We start from the raw sequence: 22700 nt of genomic DNA on the forward strand, positions 1-22700 counted from the left end.
CGACCAAGGCGCAAGGGCCGTTGGCCGACGTTGACAGACCCCCGTGATCGACCTGATAAGGATGAGGCCACAGGTTCAAGTCCTACGGTCGGCCAGAGCGAGCGCCTTCTGGACTTCGGCGAGCCGGCCACGCCTGATGCCAGCAGACGCGTCACCCAAGGCGACAGCGTGGATCTTGAACCCGTCCCTGCGGTGGAACTCTGCGCCATGCAGGCCGTCGGTAACTGCGACGATGTCCTCCCGGTGCAATCGGTACGTGGCCAGCGGATTGACGATCACCACCACCTCGTCGCGTAGTTCCACTCGTGGCCGAAGAAGCACCAGCCACCAGATCAGTGACACCGCCGCGATGATCCCTGCTGCCACAGCGGCGCGCACTGCCCGCACCTCTGTCGGACCCACCAACCAAGCCAGCCAAGCTCCGACCACTGACAGCATGACCAGCGTCCACAACACCCCTGCCCAGACCATCCGGCTCGGGTGCACCCGCCACACTACGACCGCATCCCCGCCTTGTTCGCTCACGGGCTCATTGTGCCGCTGACCAACCTCGGAGTCCCCGTCCTGTAGGCCCCGGATCGAAAACGCCCATAGGTGGCGCGTAGTCGGTGCGGGTACCGGTGGGCTCATTTCCATCAGGAGGCGGTCGCTGCTCAGCTGCGTGAGCCGTTGGACGAGCCACCCCGAGACGCGCGGCCCGCCGCTTACTGCTCCGCGCTCGATGACCGTACGAGCGTGCTCGACCTCAAGTGCCAAGTCCCGATGCTCCGGCTAGAGCTATGGATCAGAAGGTCCCGTGCCACAACCGCGCCAGATCGGGCGGGGACTCACGGGGAACAGCGGCTGCTGACGGAGGCTGCACCCAGCAGCCGCCGAAGTCAGCATCCCGCAGGTCAGACCCCAACTCGCCCCACCTCGCTCCTAGGGCGCGTATCGGAAGTGGATCTCGAACGGTGCGGCGAAGGTTCAAATCACGGTGGGAGATGTCGGTCGGCACCGTGGGCCTACGTGCGTACGCCGATCATCAGTCCCAGATGAGCCTGCCGTCTTGAACACGTCCAGCAGCGCGCTGCTCCCCCGCGGAAATCTGCGCCATGAGGGCGACCATCTCGCTGAACAGAGCGGTCAGTGACTCGTGAACTCCGAAAGATGGCTCATCTCCATCGCCGAATGAACCGATCTGACCGCTACGCGCATCCAGGAACTTGCCGTAACAACTATCATCGTCCGAGATGATCGGAATCCACTGCTCATGCCAGAAGGGAAAGTCCGGATCGGGGGACGGGTCGTCGCGCTCGATCTCCATCTTGAAGTGGTACGTCCGCTCCATGGCCGCGAGTCCCAGCAAATCGCGGTTGTTGCCGGGCACGACCCCCTCCGTGACACCAACAGGGCCGTTGTCGGCCCCGGAGGCCAGGAGCCACGTCCGAAGGTCGACCGGGAAAACGACGCCCATGCGCTTCTCTGCCGCAGTGATCGCTGCCGGCGGAGCGGGAGCGAGAACCGACGATGCAGTCGTCGGTGCATTCGTCTCCAGCCAGTCCACCAGTCGCTGCCACGCCAGCTGCACGTCCCCCATGGCCATTCCTCTCTGAACGTCTACCTCGCGGCGCACCCTACGGCCCGGCAGCGAATCGCCCCCATCCGTCACTCAAGATCCACTTTCGATACACGGCCCAAAGCGGTGATTCTCGCCCACCTAACCCGAGGCCACGGCGTCGCCCTTCGGCGTGTTCGCTAGCCAGTACGCACCGAGCTGAGGGAACCAGTCGAAGCCGTCGAGCACCGCAACCGCCTTGGCCAGGAGTTCGTCGCCGCTCTCCGGCCAGGGCTCGAACCCACTCTCGCCCAGGTCGCCGACGTCCATGAGCCCGCTGCTCAGCAGCAGCGTCAGCAACTCGACCGCGACGCCGCGGAACTCGGCGCCCCGGTCCTCTGCAATGTCCTCGGCCAGACCGAGGAGCTGGTCAACCGGAACCCAGTCGTCCAGGCCCTCCTCGATCAACTCACGGAAGATGTCGTGGTCGTTCACCGGGCAGATGCACCTTCAAATCTTTCTTGCTCCCCGCCGGGGAGAGGTCGATCGTCTCTGACATCCACCGTTGACATCAACCGCGCCGGACGGAGACGCACCCCAGCGTTCTTGTCCAGCCATCGTGTCAGCTAGCGGTTGCAGCCGGAGCGGGCTCGGATCGAACTCCTCAAGCGGATGTCATCACACCACGGAGCGCCCTCCTGGGGCCGTCTCGGGGCCGTGGAAGGGCGCTCAACGGTGACCAACGCTGACAACTGCCGACAGCTCAGCAGCAGGTCACGGCGTCAATCGATGATGTGACCGCAGGTCGGAGACCCGGCATGTCACTTCTTCGGCTACTGAGCGCACCTCGGGCTCATGGCTACCCCATTGGGGGCTCCAGTCGATTGCCAGGAGGCCATAGACGACCTCATCGCGTTGGCCGAGTTATTGATCGCAGGAAATCTCAGCCAACCATTCCGGGGTGTAGCACTCAACGAACGACCACTTCTGGTCCGAGTAGCGGTCGACCGTGCTGTCGGTGTACACCTCAAGTGTGGCTTGCGGCGTCAAGCGGTAGTACTCGCGAATGGGGTCACCCTCCATTGTGGGAGAAGCCACCTTCAGTTCTGCGCCCTTACCGCTCTTGAGGGACCGCCGGAGGCAGGCGATTTCCCGAACCGCCTGCTTCTGCATCTCCTCACCCTGAGCCAAGCTCACCTCGCCACAGCTTGAAAACTCAGTTCTGGACTCCCAGCGGTCCTTGACCGGATCGTCCAGCATGCCGCAACCTCCAGCCAGCAAGGTCGTGGCCGCTACCACGACGAGCCGCGCACGGGCCGAAACAGCCGCCACACGGCGACGACGAGTACAGCTCTCACCTGTCGTCCGCGCCAGGTCCGCCGGCCCCACCCGTCGCAATTGGTCCGGCACGTCGCCGACGGAGTACACAGGCAGATCCGTCTTCGCTCCCAAATCCCCCCCAACCCAATACTTGATCGCGGCTGCACCACACCCGCCGGCTCCGAGATGCGATGCACGTCGAGTGGCTTGAACAGTGACGGCGCCCGGTACAGCAACGCAGTACCGCAACCACAACAACCGACACCGCCCGACAGCGTCCCTCTGGGGCCTCGAAGCGGCCAGTATGGCTGGTCGCTGACCGATCCAGATAGAGCTGAGCGGCCGTGCCATACGTGTGCCAGAACAACTGGCGAGCGGCGGTCTGTCGCGGTCACTCCAAGGGACGACCCTGACGATTGGCCACACAACTGGTACATCCGCCGTGGCTTCAACCCGATCGGCCGCTTCCACATATTCACCCGCACGGAGGCCGAGAGCTGAGCCGTGATCGACCTGATGAGGATGCGGTCAGACCGCAATGGCCGTGCCGGCGGGGCGCCACCTCCGACCGTTCTCGTTGGAGCCACGAAATCAAAGGCACCCGATCCCAATCACTCGACGACCTACCGGAGGCTCCAGCGATGCGTAGGTTCGGGATCGGCTTGGCAGGCGAAGGTCGTTGGGAGCTGACCGGCCCGGCACGGGGCTGACCGGGTATGCGGACGGCAACGACAGTCGACGAAGACTGCCTATTCCCGGCAATGACGTCGGTGGCCAACAGCGGCGAGGATCTTCCCACCGACAGCTCGACCACGGAGGCATCACCCATGAGACCGACCCGCGCTGCCCTGATCGTCGCGGCCACCGCCCTGACGCCGGCCCTCCTCTTCGCCACCCCGGCGTTCGCCACGGGCTCGACGGCCATGTCGACGACCGTGACGGCCACGTCCGAGACGCCGTTGGACGAGATGCCGGAGGAGGAACTCCGTATCGCGATCCTGCGCATCCTGGCAGACGAGGACAGCGGTACGGCGGTCGTCCGAGAGGCCAACAAGGCCCTCGACGGCACGGCGGAGGACATGCGGAACTTCCTGGAGACCGGCTACCGCCTTGCCCAGGCCGAGGACGACAGTGTCGCTGTCGTCCGCATTCTGGGCCTGGCGCAACAGAAGGGCGACAAGGCGGTCGTGCGCGAGGCCGGCAAAGCCCTCGACGACGGCAGCCCGGAGGCCCTGCGCGCCTTCCTGGAGACCGGCTACCGCATCGCCCAGGCCGAGGACGACAGCGTCGCCGTCGTCCGCATTCTGGGCCTGGCGCAACAGAAGGGCGACAAGGCGGTCGTGCGCGAGGCCGGCAAAGCCCTCGACGACGGCAGCCCGGAGGCCCTGCGCGCCTTCCTGGAGACCGGCTACCGCCTTGCCCAGGCCGAGGACGACAGCGTCGCCATCTTCCGCATACTGGCCGACCCGACCATCAGCGACGCCCTCCGCGCGGCTGCCGAGGAGGCCATCGAAGGTACGCCAGAGGAGCTGCGGTACTTCCTGGAGGTCGGGCAGTACAAGGTGGACGGCTAGACCGCAGCCATGGATTGGCGTGTCCGGCGTGCCGGGCTGTCCGGCGCTGTCGTGACGGCACTGCCCGCGGTGGTGGCGGTCGTCAGCTACGGGGCCAGGGCTGATCTGCCGTGGTGGGCGGTGGTGGCCGTGGCCTTGCTGACGGCGGGGCTCGCCGGTTGGACCGGGGCGCAGATCGGCCGCCGACGCGGCATCCGCAACGAGGTCCTGGAGCCCGGGGAGAAGATGCTCGGCACCTACACCGTCCGGCCCCCCTACACCGAACACACCCCGCCCGCAGCCCATGAGGGCCCGCAGTACCAACTCCGCGTGACCACCCGCGGCATGCAGATGTGGGAGCGCTCCGCCCTGCTGTGGCGTCACCCGTGGCCGGAGCTGCGCGTGATCGCCGACGGTCCGCGACTGCGCATCCACCATGAGGAGCGCGAGGTCGGGACGATGCTGCTGGAGCAGCCGGGCGCCGTGCACGAGATCTGTCATGCCGCCGGGCGACACGGGGCCAACTGATACGCGCCTTGTCGCCAGGCTGATCGGCCACCTTGCACTGTCGTCGCCAGAGCGGGGGCAACGCGGCAGCCCGACTACCCGCAAGCCCTACCGGGTGCCGTCTCGGTGGAGGCGGACTGCGACGTTGCAGAAGTGGCGGCCGACGCGTATGCGCTTGCCGGTGGCCTTGCAGCGGCGGCAGGCAAAGCCGAGCAGCCGGACGGCGGTGAGTGTCCAAATGCGTGACAACGCCGACGCACAGCAGCGGACAAGCGTGCAGGGGAGAGGCGCACCGACCGCTGGCCGGCCTTGCCAGTCGTCGAGATCAACGGTATTTGTCTCGCCGTTTGCAGGGCTGAAGCGAAAGGGTGAAGGTGGATAGAGAACACATCACCCGGCCCCGAACGGAGCATCTCATGCAAGCGAGAAAGGCTGAACTGTACGCGCTTGACCTGAGCCAAGCACGCTGGGTCAAGAGCAGCAAGACCCTCCCCTACCGGGACACCTGCGTCGAGGTGGCGGAGCTTGGTGGCGGAGCTGTTGCCGTCCGTGACTCGAACCATCGAGACCTGCCGCCTCTGCGGTTCACTGCAGAAGAATGGGCAGCCTTCAGAGATGGTGTGCGCCAGGGTGAGTTCGGTTAGAACATCTCCCAGCCAGGGACCGATCAGTCGAAGCGCCAGCGCCTTCTAAGAGGTCATCTCGTTTCGGACTGCCGATTCCTGCCGCCGAGGTTGGCGAATCACATACCACGGCCCAGACCGCACCTTGTTGCGGTCTGGGCCGCACCAATGCTCGGGGCGTTCGTCGGCGGACATTGGAAGGTGCTGCAGTTCCACCGGACCTGGGTAGAAAGCGGAGCTGTTGGGGCCGGCCATGTCTTCGCCGATCAGTTAGCGGTAGAGCCATTCGGCGAAGCTCACTGCTGTGGCGAGGGCGCGTTCCGGAACCCCTGGGAAAGCGTCAGGAGCTCGGATGCGGACTTCTTGTAGTCGCCCGCGTAGTCGCCCGCGACGAGCTTGCCGTCCGGGGACAGCCCCGCGTCGTTGAACCAGTGCACGTACTCCTCATTCACGGGCTTGGAGACCTCGTTGCCCTCGAAGTCGTAGTACTGCATGGTGGGATCCGTCGTGAGTCCGGAGTAGACCAGCTTGCCGTCGTGGCTGAAGGCGAAGTCCTGGCGGACGTTGAGGTCGTCGCTGTTGTACGTGGCCTCGCTCCAGGAGCCTTTGCCGGCTTCCATGTCGATGACATAGAAGCCGGTCCGGTTCGACTGACCGTACTGCGGCATCCAGTCGTTCTTCTTGCCGTCGCCGTTGCTGTCGTAGTCCGCCTTGTACCGCAGGTCGGGGTTCGTGCTGTACGTCGTCGCGACGAGCTTGCTGCCGTCGGGTGAGAACTCGACCCCCGCGACGCCGCGGTCGACCGGGATCCAGCGCTCGACCTCGCCGGTGAGCAGGTTGAGCAGGCCGATCCGCTTGGCGGGCAGGTCCTTTTCCAGGACGGCGGCGGTCCGCATGCCTGGAGCGACGTCGATGAAGGACCACTTGGTCGTCTTCACGTACTTGCCGGTCTTCTGGTCGAGGAGCCGGTAGGTGCGGACGGCGACAGCGCGGTCGTCCGTGACGATGCGCAGGTCGGCCGCGCCAGGCCCGTCGTCGGCGCCCTGGCGCGCGGGGCTCTCCAGCGGCTCGGGGACGCTCAGTTCGCGGCGCGGCCACTTCAGCCGCCAGCGGTTCACCTGCTGCCGGTGGAGGATCTGCCGTACGTACGCCTCGGGCTCGTCGATGCGGTGCCAGCGTCCCGCGGCCTTGATCAGTGCGTTCTGCAGCAGGTCCTCGGCCGCGTGCCGGTCGCCGCCGTTGAGCAAGACGGCGGTCTTCAGCAGCGCGCTCGACCTGTTCTCCACGAACTCCCGGAAGTTTTCCTGGCCCTCGGCATCCATCGTCACCTTCTCTTGTTGTTCTGGGATTTTCCTAAGGGCTGTCCCAACCTATGGGGAAACGGACACGGCCTTCCGTCGGCAGCTCGACCGGTCGTACGTCCTCAGCCTCATCGACAGAGGCGATCACGTCGCTCATCGACGCTTCCTTGATCAGGAGATGGACCGGTCACGGGGCAGCACCGTATCCGTCAGCCGACGCCGCGAGCCCGGCGCCGTGTTCGGCGCTGTTCATGCCGATCTTCCGCACGGTCGGTCAGGGTTCACCATGCCTTCCTAGCCTGTGCTGGCTGCAGCCGTCACCACACGGAAAGCTCCCGACCCCGGAGGCCGAAGTGTTTCCGGAGACGGTCCCTGTCCGGGCGCAGCCCCTCCACTGCGCGAAGGAATATGTCATGCCCTCACCAGCCAGTAGACGCGACTTTCTCCGCCGGTCGGCCACGACTCTGGGGGCAGCCGCCGCCGCGTCCGTGCTCCCCGGATCCATCAGCCGGGCCCTCGCCGTCGACGCGGCCGTCCGCACGGGAACGATCAAGGACGTCGAGCACGTCGTGATCCTGATGCAGGAGAACCGCGGCTTCAACCACTACTTCGGCACGATGCGCGGCGTGCGCGGCTTCGGTGACCGGTTCCCGATTCCGCTCGAGAGCGGCAAGCCGGTCTGGTACCAGTCCGATGGCGCGCGGGAGGTCCCGCCGTACCACCTCGACCCCGAGCGCTCCAGCGCCCTGCTCATCCCCTCGACACCGCACTCCTTCGCCGACGCGCAGGCCGCGTGGAACCAGGGCAAGCTCGGCCACTGGCCGAAGTACAAGACCGAGTACTCCATGGGGTACTACCGGCGCGACGACATCCCCTTCCAGTTCGCCCTCGCCGAGGCGTTCACCATCTGCGACTCCTACCACTGCTCCATCACCACCGGTACCGACCCCAACCGCATCACGTTCTGGTCGGGTTCCAACTTCAACCCCGAACTCGGCCGCCAGGGCGTCAACTCGGGCCCCGACCAGTCCGAGCCCAACAACCTCCGGTGCTGGATCACCGGCAAGTGGGTACCGGACGCGTGGCCGCAGACCTACAAGTACGCGAGCAACGCGTTCACCTGGGACACCATCCCGGATGTACTGGAGCGCTCCGGCATCAGCTGGCACATCTACCAGGACATGAACGACAACTGGACCGGCGCGATGAACGGCTGCCTGGCGTTCGAGAGCTTCCGCAACGCCCAGCCGGGCACGCCGGTGTACGAGCACGGCATGACCGGTGGCCCCGACTTCCTGGACCGGCTCCGCCAGGACGTGCTCGAGGGCACCTTGCCGCAGGTCTCCTGGGTGCTGACGACCGCATCCAACTCCGAGCACCCCGGCGCGGGTTCCAGCCCGACGCACGGCGGCAACTTCACCGCCGACGTGCTGGACGCGCTGACCGCCAACCCGGAGCTGTGGAGCAAGACCGTCTTTCTGCTCACCTTCGACGAGAACGACGGCCTCTTCGACCACGTCCCCGCTCCGGCCGTCCCGTCGTACAACCTCGACGGCACCCTCGCCGGCAAGTCGACGGTCCCGGTGGACGGCGAGTACTTCGACGCGTCCGGCAAGCCGTCGTCGTGGCTCAAGGCCGACGACACGGTCACGGGGACGACCCGCCCGTGGGGCATGGGCCCGCGCGTGCCGCTCTACGTCGTCTCCCCGTGGAGCCGGGGCGGCTGGGTCGACTCCGAGGTGTTCGACCACACCTCCGTCGGCATGTTCCTCGAACAGCGCTTCGGCGTCCAGATCGACGCGATCAGCCCGTGGCACCGCGCCGTCTCCGGTGACCTCACCTCGGCGTTCGACTTCAAGCACCCCAACAAGCAGCGGTTCCCGGAACTCCCCGACCAGAGCGAGTGGGCCGCCTCCGACGCCCACCAGCGCACCCTGCCGTCGCCGAAGGCGCCGACGGCACCGGAGCCGCTGTTCCAGGAGCGCGGGACGCGCTACTCCCGCGCGCTGCCGTACGAACTCCACACCGACGCCTCCACCGACCAGGGCGCGGGCACGGTCACCCTGCAGTTCCTCAACTCAGGTCACAAGGGCGCCGTCTTCCACGTGTACGACAGGCTTCATCTCGACCGGATCCCGCGGCGTTACACCGTCGAGGCCGGGAAGCGGCTCACCGACGTGTGGGACGCCATGGCGACGGACTCGGGCGCGTACGACCTCGAGGTCCACGGTCCTGGCGGCTTCTTCCGTTCCTTCGCCGGGAATACGGCCTCCAAGGCCGACCCGGAGCTCCGGGTTCGGTACGACCGTCATGGCAAGTCAGTCGTTCTCAGCGTGCACAATCCCGGACCCAAGGCGGTCACGCTGCACGTCGAGCCCCACGCCTACCGCTTCACCGAGCCCCGGACGATCCATGTGCCGTCGCGCAAGGAAGTCGATCGGCGCTGGTCGCTGAACCCGAGCGGTCACTGGTACGACTTCACCGTCACCGTGGACGGCTCATCGCTCGAGCGTCGCTTCGCCGGCCGCGTCGAAACCGGCGGGGACGGCATCAGCGACCCGGCCATGGCGGCCCACATCCAGCAGGCGGAGAGTCCCGTAGCCGCCGGCTGACACCGGCCCCGGGCGCCGCTGCGACACATCCTGCGGCGCCCGAGCCGGCTCGCACCACCAGTGGGCAGGAGTTTCACCCTGTGGGCTTGAAGGGCTGAGTCCGGGCGATGAGCAGGGCGACGTCATCAGGGTCGTCAGGACGTCGCAGCTCATGAAGGAGCCGGTCACAGGTTTCCTCCAGGGAACGGTCGGGCGCGTCCAGCACGCGGAGGAGAGTCTTGAGGCCCTTGTCGATGGGGTCGTGGCGGGTTTCGACCAGTCCGTCGGTGTACAGGACCAGCTGGTCGCCGGGGCCGAGGTCGAAGGTGGTGGTCTCGAAGGAGACGCCACCCACTCCCAACGGGATGCCGGTGGGCAGGTCGAGCAGTTCCGGATGCCTGCCGCTGCGCACGAGGACGGGGGGCAGGTGACCGGCGGTGGCGATGTGGCATTCGGCGCGGTGTGGGTCGTAGACGGCGTACACGCAGGTGACTATGGGATGCCCCAGTCCCGAGGTGATCTTGTCCAGGTGCTGGAGAACCTCGGCGGGGTCGAGGTTGAGGTCGGCGAAGGCACCGGTGGCGGTACACAGGCGGCCCATGGTGGCGGCAGCGCCGATGCCGCTGCCCATGACGTCGCCCACAACGAGTGCGGTCTTGTCGCCATCGAGCGGCAGGACGTCGTACCAGTCGCCGCCGACCTCGAATGCGGCCTGTGCGGGCCGGTACCGGGAGGCGACCTCCAGGCCGGGACGTCGGGGCGGGAGTTCCGGGAGGAGGCTGCGCTGCAAGGTCTCGGCGGCGTTGCGCACCCTCTGGTGCGAGCAGGCGTTGTCGATGCACATGGCGGTGCGAGAGGCCAGCTCACCGGCGAGGGCGAGGTCGTCCTCGTCGAAGGGCAGCGGGTTGCGCGCCCGGGTGAGACCCAGGAAGCCCAGGGTCTGGCCGTGCGCGGTGAGCGGGACTGCGATGTAGGAGTGCACGCCGGCGCGGGCCAGCAGGGCAGCGGCGTGGTCGTCGCGGGCGATGCGCGCCAGGTCGTTGTCATCCGCTTGGGTGATCAGGATCGGGCGGCCGGTGCGTACGCATTCGGTGGCAAGCCGGCCGATGCCATAAGAGGCCAGGTGGCCGGGTCGGTCGGCGGCCTCAGCGGCTTCGGTCGGGTATGCGGCCTTGACCGCGAGGGCGCGAAAGATCGCGGGGCCGTCGCGATCTGCCAGGTGACAGTCTTCCAGGACGGAATCCAGGACGTCGACCGCGACCACGTCGGCGAGCTCGGGAACGGTGACCTCGGCCAGCTCCCGGGCGGTCTTCCCCACCTCCAAGGTGGTGCCGATGCGAACGGAGCTGTCGGCGATCAGGGCCAGACGCCACCGGGCCTTGGCAGCCTCCATGGCCGCCTGTTGCCGGTCGGTGACATCCACCACCAGTTCGGCCACCCCGAGGACCCGCCCCTGGGGGTCCTCCAGCCGGTACAACGAAATCGACCAGGCATGCTCGTGCTCCGGGTCGGCGGGGGCGCGGCCGACGACGGTGGACTGGTCGATCATGGGGATCCCGGTCTCCAGGACCTGCTGCATCGCGGCCTCGACCACCTCGAACCTCGTGTGGGTCATGATCTCTCGGTAGCCCCGGCCCAGGTGGTCATCCGCGGGTATGCCATGCATCCGCTCCAAGGCGGGGTTGACGGACACGTACCGCAGGTCGGTGTCGAGGATCGCCAGCCCCATGGGGGACTGGGAGATCAGCCGCGTGGACAATGCGACGTCCCGCTCCACCTCACGCAACGTCGACTCGTCGGTGGCGAGCCCGAGGGCGTAGAAGTCGCCGTGGTCGTCCAGCAGCCTCGTGTTACGGAACTCCACCAGACGGGCGCTGCCGTCCTTGTGCCGGATGGGGAACGCTCCGGCCCAGCTCTCACCGGTCCCCATGACGTGGTCAAACAGCTTGATCATCAGTTCCCAGTGCTGTTCATGGACGAGCACCTGCACCGCGTACTGCCCGAGCACCTCATCAGCGGTATAACCGAACACCTTCTCGGCCTGCGGGCTCCACAGGACGATCCGCCCATCGCCGTCCAGCAGCAGCGCGGCGAAACCGAGGAGGTCCACCAGCCCGCTCGGCTGCGACGACCGCGCCCCCGGCCGACCGGCGTCAGCCACGCCCCCTTCGACCTCGCTCACCCGGGCACTCCTTCCACCGGCCGGCCGCGTGGGCCCTCCCACGCCCCGGTCCGTGACCTGACCACTTACCTGCGGCCTGTCCCCCTGTTCGCTGAATCCTTCAGCTTCCATGGTCCCCCGGATCGATCGAACACACATCCGTCCGCACGGGGACGTCGAACCGAGCCCAGCCGATGTGTCCTTCGACCGGCACCCGCGCGGCGGTCGCGCAACCCCGCCGAAGTCGTCCACGAGAACCGTGTCGGCCTCGATCCCGGACAGCGGCCGGGCCGCGAGCACCACGGCGCGTGGAGGCCGCACCGGTTCGGCACCCACTGCGCCGGCGCGTCCTCGGCGCACCGACCCTCGCCGCTGGACTGCTCCAACTCCTCATGCGCTTGATGAAGTCGGGACGCCGGTTCCGCGCGATCCCACCTGCCGTCATCCACGGCATACCGTCGGGCACCGGGCCGGTACCGACCGCCGGACAGCTCAAAGCCCTGACCGATACGCAGGCTCCCGGCGCCGCCCAGGCGGCCACGACGCCGCGTCCGCCCACGACAGAAGAATTGACCATATGTTCGAATTCTTTGCCGGTCAGGGTGCACGAACAACGAATAGCGTGGCCAGCCAGTCACCAGATGTCCCTCGACCAGGAGGCAGTCAGACCATGACCGCAAGACCTGAAGGCGCGCCCTGTTGGGCCGACGCGATGTTCCCCGACCTGGAGGCCGCCAAGGGCTTCTACGGTGAACTGCTGGGCTGGAGCTTCGGCGAGTCGTCGGAGGAGTACGGCAACTACACGCAGGCGTACTCGGACGGCAAGAATGTCGCCGCCCTCTCCCCCCAGATGCCCGGCTGGGAAGGCCCGCCTGCCTGGAGCATCTACATCGCCTCGTCGGACGTCGACGCCGCAGCCGCCAAGATCCGCGACAACGGCGGCGAGTTGATGATGGAACCCATGGCCGTCGGCGAGTTCGGCAAGATGCTGATGGCGAAGGACCCGAGCGGCGTCGTCTTCGGCGTCTGGCAGGCGGGCACCCACGAGGGCTTCGAGAAGCAGGGCGAGGCCGGCGCGTTCTGCTGGGCCGAGGTCACCACACGCGATGTCGAGAAGGCCGACGGTTTCTTCCCCGCTGTCTTCGGTTACGGCGTGAAGACCATGCAGGACGAGGCCGTCGACTTCAAGCTCTACGACCTCGGTGACGACACCGCGTTCGGCCGGATGAAGATGACGAAGGACTGGCCGGCCGAGGTCCCTCCGTACGTCAACGTCTACTTCGCCGTCGACAACTGCGACGACGCGATCGCCACCGTCACCGAACACGGCGGCCAGGTGCACTTCGGCCCGCACGACAGCCCGTTCGGCCGCTTCGCGGCCGTCTCCGACCCGCAGGGCGCGGCCTTTTCCGTGATCGACCTCAAGACTACGAAGGGTGAGATGCCCAAGATCACCTGAGCGACGGGGAACTGTCGCCCCTCCCTGCTCCGGTCCGCGGCCGCTCGTCGACCGCGGACCGACTGCGACGGACGCTGAGCGGCAGGATCGGTTCCGCACTTCTGCTGCTCCGGTCGTGGCTCGCCGCGCTCATCCCCGTGGTTCGATTCCGGAGCCGTGGCGTCACCCGTCAGTATGGAAGATCTTTCCGTGCGGGCGGTCCCGGTGGTGGGTGGGTGGCCGGTGGATCGCGATGAGGGCGGCGTCGTCACCGAGGCGCCCGCCGGCGTGAGCGAGGAGGTCATGCCGGATGTGCTGCAGGAGTGCCTTGGGGTTGCACTCGGCCCACTGGGCCGCTCTTTCCGCGAACGGATAGAACGCACCGGCCTGGTCACGGGCCTCGATGACGCCGTCGGTGTACAGGATGAGGGTGTCTCCGACCTCGAAGGTGAACACGTCAAGGGTGTGGGCCTGCCGCGTCAGACCGAGCCCCAGCGGAGGCGCGGGGTGCAGGCTCGGGACGGTGACGGAGTCGCCGGGGCTGAGCAGCAGAGGCGGGGGGTGCCCGCAGGTGGTCATCCGGGTGACGTGGTCGCCGTCGGGGATCTCCAGCAGCAGGGCGGTGACGAAGCGTTCTCCGACCTCACCCTCCGGCTCGGAGAATTCTGCCTGGTAGCGGTCCACACTCCGATCCAGGGCGTCGGCCAGTGCGGGCAGGGACGTGTGCTGGTGGGCGGCCTCACGGAAGGCGCCGAGAAGCAGTGCGGCCTCTCCGATGGCGGCCAGGCCCTTGCCCCGTACGTCCCCGATCATCACTCGGGTACCACCTTCGGTGCGGGTCGCCGCGTACAGGTCACCGCCGATCTCTGCCTCGTCCTCGGCTGCCAGGTACAGGCAGGCCGTCCGCAACGGACCGATCCGGTCCGGGATGGGCCACAGCAGCACATGCTGTGCGGCCTCGGCCACCGACCGCACCTGGTCCAGCGTCCTTTCGCGCCCCTCGCGCACCACGCAGAAGAACACGATCAAAGATGAGAGCACCGCCAGCGCGACGACCTGCACCACCGTGTTGCGGGAGAAGAGCAAGCCGACGTGCCAGCCGATGTACGCCTGGGCCGCCACGGCGAGGAGTCCGATCGCGCCGGTCAGCCGGGGACCGGCGAACGAGGCGGTGATCGCCGGTGCGATGACCAGCAGCGGACCGAGATGTACGTCGGCCGGGACCAGGATGTCCACGACCGTGATCACCACGATGAGGGCGATCGGGATGACCAGCAACGCATGGCTCGACTGCCATGGCCGCCAGCCGGCGAAGGGCTGCCCGCCTCCCATAACTTCCACAGTGCACCGTCCGAGGGAGGCTGACGAGCCGGGCCGGGCACACCATGAAGACATGGCCGGGCCGGGCAGCCGCCTCGCGGCGGTCGTCGAGCACGTGTATACGCGCTCTCCGACACCGCAGCGAGGTGCTGTCGCTGCCGTTGTGCGCCCGTCAGGGATCACGACGGCACGGTCCTGGGCCTCCGCCGCCTAGAGCCCGATCCTCCGGGGCGACCGCACGGCCGCGCCCCTGGCCCCGCAACTCAGTGCGGAAGGGACAGCTCGGCCCAGATGATCTTGCCGCGTGCGGCGTAGCGGGTGCCCCAGTGGTCGGTGAGCTGGGCGACGAGGAACAGGCCGCGACCGCCCTCGTCGTCGCTCTGGGCCCGGCGCAGATGCGGGGCCGTGCTGTTACCGTCGGACACTTCGCAGATGAGGTTCTGATCGTGGATCAGGCGCAGCCGGAGGGGCGGCTTTCCGTAGCGGATGGCGTTGGTGACCAGCTCGCTGACCACGAGTTCGGCGACGTACGTCAGGTCCTGCAGCCCCCACAGGTCCAGCTGCCGGGTGGCCGCGGCCCGCGCGTCCACCACAATGGCGGGATCCAACGGCAGATCCCAGGTAGCCACGCGGTCCGGGCCCAGTGCGCGGGTGCGGGCGACCAGCAGCGCGACGTCGTCCGGCGGCCGGAACGGCAGCAGCGCCGTGGTCAGCTGGTCGCAGACGTCCTCGAGCACGGGCTCCGGTCGGGACAGGATGCGGCGCAGCGAGTCCAGTCCGATGTCGATGTCCTGGTCCCGGGCCAGGATCAGCCCGTTGGTGTACAGGACGAGCAGGCTGCCCTCGGCAAGGTCCAGTTCGGTCGTCTCGAACGGCAGTCCCCCCAGACCCAGCGGAGGCCCGGCCGGCACCTCCGGGAAAGTGACGCCGCAGGGGCCGGCCACAGCGGGCGGATAGTGGCCGGCACTGGCGAGCGTGCAGCGCCGCTCGGCGGGGTCGTACACCGCGTACAGACAGGTTGCCCCGATCGCGGGCCCGTCGGCGTGGGGCTCGTCGCGGCCGCCACCACCTTCCTCCTCGGTGAGGCGGCCCACCAGGTCGTCGAGATGGGTGAGCAGTTCGTCGGGCGGCAGGTCCAGGTCGGCCAAGGTGTGTACTGCGGCGCGCAGTCGCCCCATGGTGGCGGAGGCCTGTACTCCGTGTCCGGGCACATCCCCCACCACCAGAGCGACCCGGGCCCCGGACAACGGGATCACATCGAACCAGTCCCCGCCCAGGTCGGTGTCCGAGCCCGCGGGCTGGTAGCGGCCGGCGACCTCCACCGCGTTGAGCACCGGGAGGCGTTGCGGGAGCAGGCTGCGCTGCAGGGCCAGGGCGGTGTTGTGTTCGCGCGTGTAGCGGCGGGCGTTGTCCATGGAGAGAGCGGCCCGGGAGGCCAGTTCGGCGGCCAGGGTGACGTCGTCGTCGTCGAAGGGCTCGGGATCCCGCCACCGGTAGAACGTGGCCACGCCCATCAGGACGTTCCGCGCGGTCAGGGGTACGGCGATGAGCGAGTGGACCCCGGTGGCCCGGATGATCGCAGCCCGCTTGGGATCCTCGTCCAGCCAGGGCGCCGTGAGGTCCAGGTGGGCGATGAACTTCGCCTCGAGATCGGCTACGCACAGGGCCTGGGGCGAGGCCGGATCGAAGCGGCTCAGTTCGCCCACGGTCAACACCTTCGGTGGCCGCATCGACTCGAATACGGTCTCGTGGGCCGCCCGACGCAATGTGAGGCCCTGGTCGGCCGGGCCGGGCGTGGGCGTGTCGCCCCGGAGCACCGAGTCCAGCAGATCCACCGTCACGCTGTCCGCCAGTCGGTGGAGCGCCACCTCCGCCAGTTCCTTTGCGGTTCGCCCCACATCCAGGGTGGTGCCGATACGTATGCTCGCCTCGTTGATCAGCTGCATCCGCTCCCTGGCCCGGTGGGCATCGGTGATGTCGACGACCGCGTGGCACAGCCCGAGCACCGTTCCCTCGGAGTCCTGGAGCCGGAAGATCCCGGTGGACCAGACGTGCTCACGGCTGGGATCGGCCGGAGTGAGGCCGCGCTGGATGAAGTCGAGCACCGGTTCGCCGGTGGTCAGGACGCGTTTCATCGTCGCCTCGACCTCGGCGACGTTCAGGTCGGGCAGCGCCTCGCTGATCCGTTTGCCCAGCCGCTCCCCGATCGGCACCCCGGTCATCCGCTCCAGTGCCCGGTTGCGCCGGGTACAGCGCAGATCGGTGTCGGAGACCAGCAGGCCGACCGGCGACTGGTTGAACAGGCCGGACAGTACCGCGAGGTCCTCCTCCCACCGCCGCGTCTCGGCCTCCTCGGCGGCCAGCAGCAGCCAGAACCGCGCCTCGTCCGGGCCCACCCACGGGTGGGCCCGCAGGACCACGGCCAGGTCTCGCCCATCCTTGCAGCGCAGAGTGGCACCGACCTGCCGCCCCTGTGCCGCCTCGTGGCCCAGGTCGGCGGCCGCCGTGAGGACTGCTGCGCGCCCGGCAGCGGCGAGCAGGGACACGGCAGGCCGCCCAAGAACCTCGGCGGCACCGTGGCCCAGCAGCTGCTCTGCACCCGCACTCCACCCGACGAGCACCCCGCGGGCGTCCGTCACCGCTGCAGCCGCCCGAGTCGCAGCGAACGGGCTGCCGGACGGACTGCCGACCTCGGTGTGGTGTGTGTCCGGTGCCATGCACCCCGTCCTTGCCGTGTCGTCCTCAGAGGCCTTTCCAAGAAGTCCTGCCGCGCGAATTCACTCCCGATTATCGTCCGCCGTGTCCGACGGGGCCTTCCCTGGTCACCGGCCCGGCCGGCACCGATCCGGTGGAGACGGTGAAGAGACCTCCACCGGGGTCGCTGATGACGGACTCGGCCCCGCCGCCCGGGGACGGAGCCTGGGGAGTGGCGGTTCCTCCTGCCGCGTGTGCGGCGGCGACGACCGGTTCCACGTCGTCGACCCGGAAGTGCACGTGCCAGCGCGGCCGCACGCGGGGGTCGGGAGATTCCCCGACGCCGCCTCCGCGCACGGTGGCCACGGTGTTCTTGGCCTGCCGCACGGTGACGATGTCGTTCTCGTACGCGTAGGCGACCTCGCAGCCGCCGGGCTCGCCGGAGGCCCAGTCGAAGATCTGTGCGTAGAAGATGGCGGCGTCGAACGCGTCCCGAGTGCGTAGCTCGAGAAAAGCCGGCCTGTTGCCGTGCTCGTCCGACCAGCGAAGGGCCCGGCCTTCCCAGAAGCCGAAGACGGCCCCGTCACGGTCGGCTGCCACCGCGCCCCGGCCCAGGCCGAATCGCACCGGGCCGACGGCGATGGTGCCGCCGCGCTCACGCACCCGGGCAGCGGTGACGTCCGCGTCCGCCACGGCGAAGTACGGGGTCCACGACCCGGCCACCGGCCGGCCGGGCGCCACCTCACCCAGCCCGGCCACCGGCTGCCCGTGGGAGGAGGCCACCGAGAAGCCCGTTCCCAGGTCGCCCGGCCGGAACTCCCATCCCAGAACGGCCGAGTAGAAGTCCTGCGTGGCTCGCAGGTTGTGGGTCATGAGGTTGACCCAGCACGGTGTTCCGCACACCGGCGTGACGTGCCCTGTGGGCGTCATCAGCGTTGTCTCCTCGCCCCCGCACGATGTGCTGTCAGCGGCCGAGCGCCTCGCGCAACTCCTGTTTGTTCATCGTCGAGCGGCCCTCGACGTGCTTCTTCTTCGCCTCTTCGTAGAGCTGGTCCTTCGTGGGCCCCTGCGCTCCGCGATGGGACCGCTCACCGCCACGCTGTGAGGCGGATTTCGGATCGCGCAGGGAAGTCCTGCTCGCCGTTTTCGCCTCTCCTGAGCGGGCCCGCTCCTTGTTGACGGTGCGTGCGGCGAGTTCCTTCGCACGCTCCTCGGAAGCGCCACGTTTCTCGGCGCTCTCCTTGATGTGCTCGTACTGCCGCTCCCGCTTCCGACTCGATCCTGCCGGCATCACATCGTTCCTTTCCTGCATCCGGCCCTGCGCGTGGCAGCCCTGGTGGCGATTCCCTCGCGCCGTGCGACGTCCCCCACGGGGCCGCCGCACGCACTCCACCCATACGCCCACCACACCCCGTACGCCACCCGGGACGGCGCCGGACTCCTGTCGCCGATCCGTCGCCGCTCCCGGCATGTTCACGCACTGACAGGTACCGAATGCCGCACGACCTCCGAGCTCCGCAAGCACATTCCGCCGTGCGCGTTCACACGCGGGGGTGGTAGCCGAGCGCCCGGACGATCTGCCCGGCGTTCCCGTACCGCTCGTCCGCGGGCAGGTCTCGTACGGCTTCGAGCAGCGGGTCCGGCACATGCTCCTCGGACAGGGTCCGCAGGAGTGATGTGCGGTCGGCGGGGAAGTCGCTGCGGTTCAGATGCCGTGCCAGGTCGGACCTGAGCCGTCCGGCCTCGGCCTCGGCACGCGCCCGGTCCCTTACTGCACCGGGCGGCGGAACGGGACCGCCGACGTCCACCGTCACATCGTCGTCGGCCGCCGGCTCGGGGTCGTACGACTCCACCGTGTGGGTGGGGTGTCCGGACCTCAGATAGTCCTTGAGCGCGTGCTTTCTCTCGTCGTCCACCCACGGACTGACCTGGCTGCTTCCTCGCTCCATGGTCAAGCACCTCCTAGGCCTCCGTCGCTGACACGGGCGCGACCTCGCTCAGCCTTGGATCTCATTGTGCTCTGGCTGTCCGTCGATGGCGATCTTGCGATCTTGTGGTCTCGCTGCGAGCCCGTCCGGCTGCGAACATCGCAGCCGCGACCGTCATCCCGCCCGGCCTCGACCGCCGAAGCGAGTGCACCGGGCTCCGGCGGGCCGATCCCGAGGGGCAACGGTACGGATGCCGACCGAAACTGGTTCCATGAACCCGTACGAGGGACTGGCAACGGTGAAGCGGGCGGACGACTCGACAGTCCGCGTGTGGGCCGAAGTCTCGCTCGACGAGAACCCCGACGACACCACCGGGCTGTCCAGCGACACGCCTCGATGGACAGCCCGTCTGACGGCCCCCGGCGGCGAAGCACTGCTGCTCCGGGGCTGTGTGACCCTGATCCTCGACTCCGGTGCCCGCTGGCCGGCCGAGGTGACCCACTCGCACCTGTCGTCCGGACCTCACTCCCCGAACTGGACCGAGGCCAAGGGCGCAGGCCCGGCCGTGAGCCGGACGACGTGAACGCCTGGTGCCCCTGCATCGCACGGAGCGCACCGGCGATCTCTTTCCCGCGCCCGCTGCGCGAGGCAGCGCCTCCGGCCGGCCGGACCCGGGCGACTTCTCGGCCCGACCCGTCGATCACCCCTCCGGCTGGACCGTCGGCGACTTCTCGGCCACCCGCAGCAGCAGCTTGCCCGTGGCACCGAGCACAGCGAGGAGAGCGGCATGGAGGACCCGACGACAGGCGGCGGACACCGCCCCGCCCCTGTACACACCGATCCGGACGAGGTTCCCCTCCTGGCGGCACTGTCCGCACTGGCCGATCCCGTACGCATCCAGCTGATCCGCGAGCTGGCCGGCTCCCCGGAGTGGACGCGCAGCTGCGGCAGCTTCGACGTGCCGGTCGGCAAGGCCGCGCTCAGCCACCACTTCTCCGTGCTGCGCGGCGCCGGCCTGGTCGAACAGCGCGATCAGGGGCCCAAGCGGGTCAACCGACTGCGGCGGGAGGAGTTCGACGCGCGCTTCCCCGGTCTCCTCGAACTGGTCCTGCGCGCCGACAGCCCTCGTCGGTGATTTCTGCCACCGGTCGGGGCAGGGCCCTGTCGAACGGGCGGGCGTCACGGGATATCTTGATGTCAAGCAATGTTGCAGACGTGGAGCGGAGCACCCGGTGACTGACTCGACCATCATCTATACGCACACCGACGAGGCCCCGGCGCTGGCCACGTACTCGTTCCTGCCCGTGATCGAGGCGTACGCCTCGACGGCCGGAGTCACCGTGGAGAACCGCGACATCTCCCTGTCGGGACGGATCATCGCCGCGTTCCCCGAGCGCCTCGACGAGAACCAGCGCATCGATGACGCTCTCGCCGAGCTCGGCGCGCTGGCCAAGACACCCGGCGCGAACATCATCAAGCTGCCGAACGTCTCGGCGTCGATCCCGCAGATGAAGGCGGCCATCGCCGAGCTGCAGCAGCAGGGTTACGCGCTGCCGGACTACCCGGACGACCCGCAGACGGACGAGGACAAGGACGTCCGCGCGCGCTACGACAAGATCAAGGGCAGCGCGGTCAACCCGGTGCTGCGCGAGGGCAACTCCGACCGCCGCGCCCCCGCCTCCGTGAAGAACTACGCCAAGGCGCACCCGCACCGCATGGGCGCCTGGACGGCCGACTCGAAGACGAACGTCGCGACGATGGGTGTCGACGACTTCCGCTCCACCGAGAAGTCCGTCGTGATCGCCGAGCCGGACACGCTGCGCATCGAACTCGTGGGCGACGACGGCACCACCACCGTGCTGCGCGAGTCGGTACCGGTCCTCGCGGGCGAGGTCGTGGACGCGTCCGTCCTGCGCGCCGCGCCGCTGCGCGAGTTCCTGACCGCGCAGATCGCCCGGGCCAAGGCCGAGGGCGTGCTGTTCTCCGTACACCTGAAGGCCACGATGATGAAGGTCTCCGACCCGATCATCTTCGGCCACGTGGTCCGCGCCTTCTTCCCGAAGACGTTCGCCAAGTACGGCGAGACGCTGGCTGCCGCGGGCCTGTCCCCGAACGACGGTCTCGGCGGCATCCTCAAGGGCCTGGACTCGGTGCCGGACCTGGGCGCCGAGATCAAGGCGTCCTTCGAGGCCGAGCTGGCCGAGGGCCCGGCCCTCGCGATGGTCGACTCCGACAAGGGCATCACCAACCTGCACGTCCCGAGCGACGTCATCGTCGACGCCTCCATGCCGGCCATGATCCGCACCTCCGGCCACATGTGGGGCCCGGACGGCAAGGAGGCCGACACCCTCGCCGTCCTCCCGGACAGCAGCTACTCCGGCGTCTACCAGGTCGTCATCGACGACTGCCGGGCGCACGGCGCGTACGACCCGTCCACCATGGGCTCGGTCTCGAACGTCGGCCTCATGGCGCAGAAGGCCGAGGAGTACGGCAGCCACGACAAGACCTTCGAGATCCCCGCCACGGGCACCGTGCGCCTCGTCGACCAGGCCGGCAACGCCGTGCTGGAGCAGCAGGTCTCCCAGGGCGACATCTTCCGCGCCTGCCAGGCGAAGGACCTGCCGATCCAGGACTGGGTCAAGCTCGCGGTCACCCGCGCCCGCGCGACCGGCGTCCCGGCCGTGTTCTGGCTCGACGAGACCCGCGCCCACGATGCGCAGGTGATCGCCAAGGTCAAGACTTACCTCGCCGACCACGACACCGATGGTCTGCAGATCGAGATCATGTCGCCGGTCGAGGCCACCGCGTTCTCCCTGGAGCGCATCCGCCGTGGTGAGGACACCATCTCCGTCACCGGCAACGTCCTGCGTGACTACCTGACCGACCTGTTCCCGATCCTGGAGCTGGGCACCAGCGCCAAGATGCTCTCGATCGTCCCGCTGATGGCCGGCGGCGGCCTCTTCGAGACGGGCGCCGGCGGCTCCGCCCCGAAGCACGTCCAGCAGTTCGTCAAGGAGAACTACCTGCGCTGGGACAGCCTCGGCGAGTTCTTCGCCCTGGCCGCCAGCTTCGAGCACCTGGCCACCACCACGGGCAACGCGCGCGCCCAGGTCCTCGCCGACACCCTCGACCGCGCCACCGGCACCTTCCTCAACGAGGACAAGTCGCCGAGCCGCAAGCTGGGTGGCATCGACAACCGCGGCAGCCACTTCTACCTGGCGATGTACTGGGCCCAGGAGCTGGCGAAGCAGACGGACGACCCGCAGCTCGCGGAGGCGTTCGCCGGTCTCGCCAAGACGCTGACCGAGCAGGAGCAGACCATCGTCGACGAGCTCATCGCCGTGCAGGGCTCGCCGGTCGACATCGGTGGCTACTACCACCCCGACGCCGCCAAGGCCTCGGCCGCCATGCGTCCGTCGGCGACGTTCAACGAGGCCATCGCGACCCTCGGCTGACCTTCGGGCCACCCGAGCCTGCGGTACTCGTTCCGCCCCGGCCGCGCTTCCGTGCGGCCGGGGCGGTCCCGTATCCGGGCACACCGCCGGCTCGGATCTGCTGGGGACGCCGTCCGTCGGCGTGCTCGCGTGCGAGCCGGCCCCGGTACGTGTCCCGGCCGACTGCCGTCGACGGAACAGCCCTTAGGCTGAGGATGACGCTTTTCATACCCGTGACCTGCACGTATGAAGAGGCCTGTGCATGCCTGACAGCTCTGTCGCCCACCGCCGAC

At 68.4% G+C, this 22700-nt stretch carries 18 protein-coding genes and 1 pseudogene; 8 read left to right on the plus strand and 11 right to left on the minus strand.

What is annotated here, in order from left to right:
- Positions 1-75: 75 nt before the first annotated feature.
- From OHB49_RS08690 to OHB49_RS08705, 4 genes are all read right to left on the minus strand, one after another.
- Entirely contained in the window at positions 76-525 is a 450-nt protein-coding gene (locus tag OHB49_RS08690; protein ID WP_329159248.1) for a hypothetical protein, read from the minus strand.
- Positions 526-1024: 499 nt separating this feature from the next.
- A complete protein-coding gene (locus tag OHB49_RS08695) occupies positions 1025-1579 on the minus strand; it encodes an SMI1/KNR4 family protein (RefSeq protein ID WP_052189557.1) in 555 nt (184 codons plus the stop codon).
- 120 nt (positions 1580-1699) lie between these two features.
- Positions 1700-2032 carry a hypothetical protein gene (locus OHB49_RS08700; protein WP_329159252.1) on the minus strand — a complete coding sequence of 111 codons (333 nt, stop codon included), beginning with the start codon at positions 2030-2032 and terminating at the stop codon, positions 1700-1702.
- Positions 2033-2461: 429 nt separating this feature from the next.
- The gene (locus OHB49_RS08705) at positions 2462-2797 is read right to left on the minus strand and encodes a hypothetical protein (RefSeq protein WP_030971824.1); all 336 of its coding nucleotides are present in this window, start codon (positions 2795-2797) and stop codon (positions 2462-2464) included.
- A gap of 887 nt (positions 2798-3684) precedes the next feature.
- On the opposite strand from OHB49_RS08705, the gene OHB49_RS08710 reads away from it, so the two are divergent.
- The 3 genes from OHB49_RS08710 (at position 3685) to OHB49_RS08720 (ending at position 5561) form a co-directional block, all read left to right on the plus strand.
- Positions 3685-4431, plus strand: coding sequence for an ALF repeat-containing protein (locus tag OHB49_RS08710; RefSeq protein ID WP_329159256.1), 747 nt, complete (start codon positions 3685-3687; stop codon positions 4429-4431).
- Between the two features lie 9 nt (positions 4432-4440).
- Complete coding sequence (locus OHB49_RS08715; protein WP_234432839.1) at positions 4441-4938, plus strand: hypothetical protein; 498 nt, start codon at positions 4441-4443, stop codon at positions 4936-4938.
- Between the two features lie 395 nt (positions 4939-5333).
- On the plus strand, positions 5334-5561 hold the full coding sequence (locus OHB49_RS08720; RefSeq protein WP_078852701.1) for a DUF397 domain-containing protein: 228 nt from the start codon (positions 5334-5336) through the stop codon (positions 5559-5561).
- A gap of 980 nt (positions 5562-6541) precedes the next feature.
- On the opposite strand, the pseudogene OHB49_RS08725 reads toward OHB49_RS08720, so the two are convergent.
- Positions 6542-6862, minus strand: a pseudogene (locus OHB49_RS08725) (sigma factor); the annotation flags it as partial.
- Positions 6863-7254: 392 nt separating this feature from the next.
- Between OHB49_RS08725 and OHB49_RS08730 the strand changes: the two are divergent.
- Positions 7255-9453, plus strand: a complete 2199-nt coding sequence (locus tag OHB49_RS08730) for a phosphocholine-specific phospholipase C (RefSeq protein WP_329159262.1) — start codon at positions 7255-7257, stop codon at positions 9451-9453.
- 73 nt (positions 9454-9526) lie between these two features.
- On the opposite strand, the gene OHB49_RS08735 is transcribed toward OHB49_RS08730, so the two are convergent.
- A complete protein-coding gene (locus tag OHB49_RS08735) occupies positions 9527-11725 on the minus strand; it encodes a SpoIIE family protein phosphatase (RefSeq protein WP_443079505.1) in 2199 nt (732 codons plus the stop codon).
- A 538-nt stretch (positions 11726-12263) separates the two neighbouring features.
- Between OHB49_RS08735 and OHB49_RS08740 the strand changes: the two genes are divergently transcribed.
- Positions 12264-13052, plus strand: a complete 789-nt coding sequence (locus OHB49_RS08740) for a VOC family protein (RefSeq protein WP_329159265.1) — start codon at positions 12264-12266, stop codon at positions 13050-13052.
- A gap of 162 nt (positions 13053-13214) precedes the next feature.
- Here the strand turns inward: OHB49_RS08740 and OHB49_RS08745 are convergent, their stop codons facing one another.
- The 5 genes from OHB49_RS08745 to OHB49_RS08765 form a co-directional block, all read right to left on the minus strand.
- Positions 13215-14363, minus strand: a complete 1149-nt coding sequence (locus OHB49_RS08745) for a PP2C family protein-serine/threonine phosphatase (protein ID WP_329159267.1) — start codon at positions 14361-14363, stop codon at positions 13215-13217.
- A gap of 251 nt (positions 14364-14614) precedes the next feature.
- On the minus strand, positions 14615-17068 hold the full coding sequence (locus tag OHB49_RS08750; RefSeq protein WP_329159268.1) for a SpoIIE family protein phosphatase: 2454 nt from the start codon (positions 17066-17068) through the stop codon (positions 14615-14617).
- 70 nt (positions 17069-17138) lie between these two features.
- Entirely contained in the window at positions 17139-17975 is an 837-nt protein-coding gene (locus OHB49_RS08755; protein ID WP_329159269.1) for a VOC family protein, read from the minus strand.
- Between the two features lie 34 nt (positions 17976-18009).
- Positions 18010-18336: a hypothetical protein gene (locus tag OHB49_RS08760; RefSeq protein WP_030916455.1), complete on the minus strand. Its 327-nt coding sequence runs from the start codon at positions 18334-18336 to the stop codon at positions 18010-18012.
- Between the two features lie 250 nt (positions 18337-18586).
- Positions 18587-18994 (minus strand): DUF2795 domain-containing protein, encoded by a 408-nt coding sequence (locus OHB49_RS08765; RefSeq protein ID WP_030971803.1) that lies wholly within the window; start codon positions 18992-18994, stop codon positions 18587-18589.
- A 250-nt stretch (positions 18995-19244) separates the two neighbouring features.
- Between OHB49_RS08765 and OHB49_RS08770 the strand changes: the two genes are divergently transcribed.
- From OHB49_RS08770 to OHB49_RS08780, 3 genes are all read left to right on the plus strand, one after another.
- Positions 19245-19556: a hypothetical protein gene (locus tag OHB49_RS08770; protein WP_329159272.1), complete on the plus strand. Its 312-nt coding sequence runs from the start codon at positions 19245-19247 to the stop codon at positions 19554-19556.
- Between the two features lie 204 nt (positions 19557-19760).
- Positions 19761-20108, plus strand: a complete 348-nt coding sequence (locus tag OHB49_RS08775) for an ArsR/SmtB family transcription factor (RefSeq protein WP_030971797.1) — start codon at positions 19761-19763, stop codon at positions 20106-20108.
- A 97-nt stretch (positions 20109-20205) separates the two neighbouring features.
- On the plus strand, positions 20206-22428 hold the full coding sequence (locus OHB49_RS08780) for an NADP-dependent isocitrate dehydrogenase (protein WP_329159273.1): 2223 nt from the start codon (positions 20206-20208) through the stop codon (positions 22426-22428).
- Positions 22429-22700: the final 272 nt, after the last annotated feature.

The organism is Streptomyces sp. NBC_01717, from assembly GCF_036248255.1.
GTDB lineage: Bacteria > Actinomycetota > Actinomycetes > Streptomycetales > Streptomycetaceae > Streptomyces.

Excerpts from the sequence above, each read along its gene's own strand:
- OHB49_RS08695 (WP_052189557.1), bottom strand. The coding sequence starts at position 1,579 with ATGGGGGACGTGCAGCTGGCGTGGCAGCGACTGGTGGACTGGCTGGAG.
- OHB49_RS08705 (WP_030971824.1), bottom strand. The coding sequence starts at position 2,797 with ATGCTGGACGATCCGGTCAAGGACCGCTGGGAGTCCAGAACTGAGTTT.
- OHB49_RS08710 (WP_329159256.1), top strand. The coding sequence starts at position 3,685 with ATGAGACCGACCCGCGCTGCCCTGATCGTCGCGGCCACCGCCCTGACG.
- OHB49_RS08715 (WP_234432839.1), top strand. The coding sequence starts at position 4,441 with ATGGATTGGCGTGTCCGGCGTGCCGGGCTGTCCGGCGCTGTCGTGACG.
- OHB49_RS08720 (WP_078852701.1), top strand. The coding sequence starts at position 5,334 with ATGCAAGCGAGAAAGGCTGAACTGTACGCGCTTGACCTGAGCCAAGCA.
- OHB49_RS08730 (WP_329159262.1), top strand. The coding sequence starts at position 7,255 with ATGCCCTCACCAGCCAGTAGACGCGACTTTCTCCGCCGGTCGGCCACG.
- OHB49_RS08735 (WP_443079505.1), bottom strand. The coding sequence starts at position 11,725 with ATGGAAGCTGAAGGATTCAGCGAACAGGGGGACAGGCCGCAGGTAAGT.
- OHB49_RS08740 (WP_329159265.1), top strand. The coding sequence starts at position 12,264 with ATGACCGCAAGACCTGAAGGCGCGCCCTGTTGGGCCGACGCGATGTTC.
- OHB49_RS08745 (WP_329159267.1), bottom strand. The coding sequence starts at position 14,363 with ATGGGAGGCGGGCAGCCCTTCGCCGGCTGGCGGCCATGGCAGTCGAGC.
- OHB49_RS08750 (WP_329159268.1), bottom strand. The coding sequence starts at position 17,068 with ATGGCACCGGACACACACCACACCGAGGTCGGCAGTCCGTCCGGCAGC.
- OHB49_RS08755 (WP_329159269.1), bottom strand. The coding sequence starts at position 17,975 with ATGACGCCCACAGGGCACGTCACGCCGGTGTGCGGAACACCGTGCTGG.
- OHB49_RS08760 (WP_030916455.1), bottom strand. The coding sequence starts at position 18,336 with ATGCCGGCAGGATCGAGTCGGAAGCGGGAGCGGCAGTACGAGCACATC.
- OHB49_RS08765 (WP_030971803.1), bottom strand. The coding sequence starts at position 18,994 with ATGGAGCGAGGAAGCAGCCAGGTCAGTCCGTGGGTGGACGACGAGAGA.
- OHB49_RS08770 (WP_329159272.1), top strand. The coding sequence starts at position 19,245 with ATGAACCCGTACGAGGGACTGGCAACGGTGAAGCGGGCGGACGACTCG.
- OHB49_RS08775 (WP_030971797.1), top strand. The coding sequence starts at position 19,761 with ATGGAGGACCCGACGACAGGCGGCGGACACCGCCCCGCCCCTGTACAC.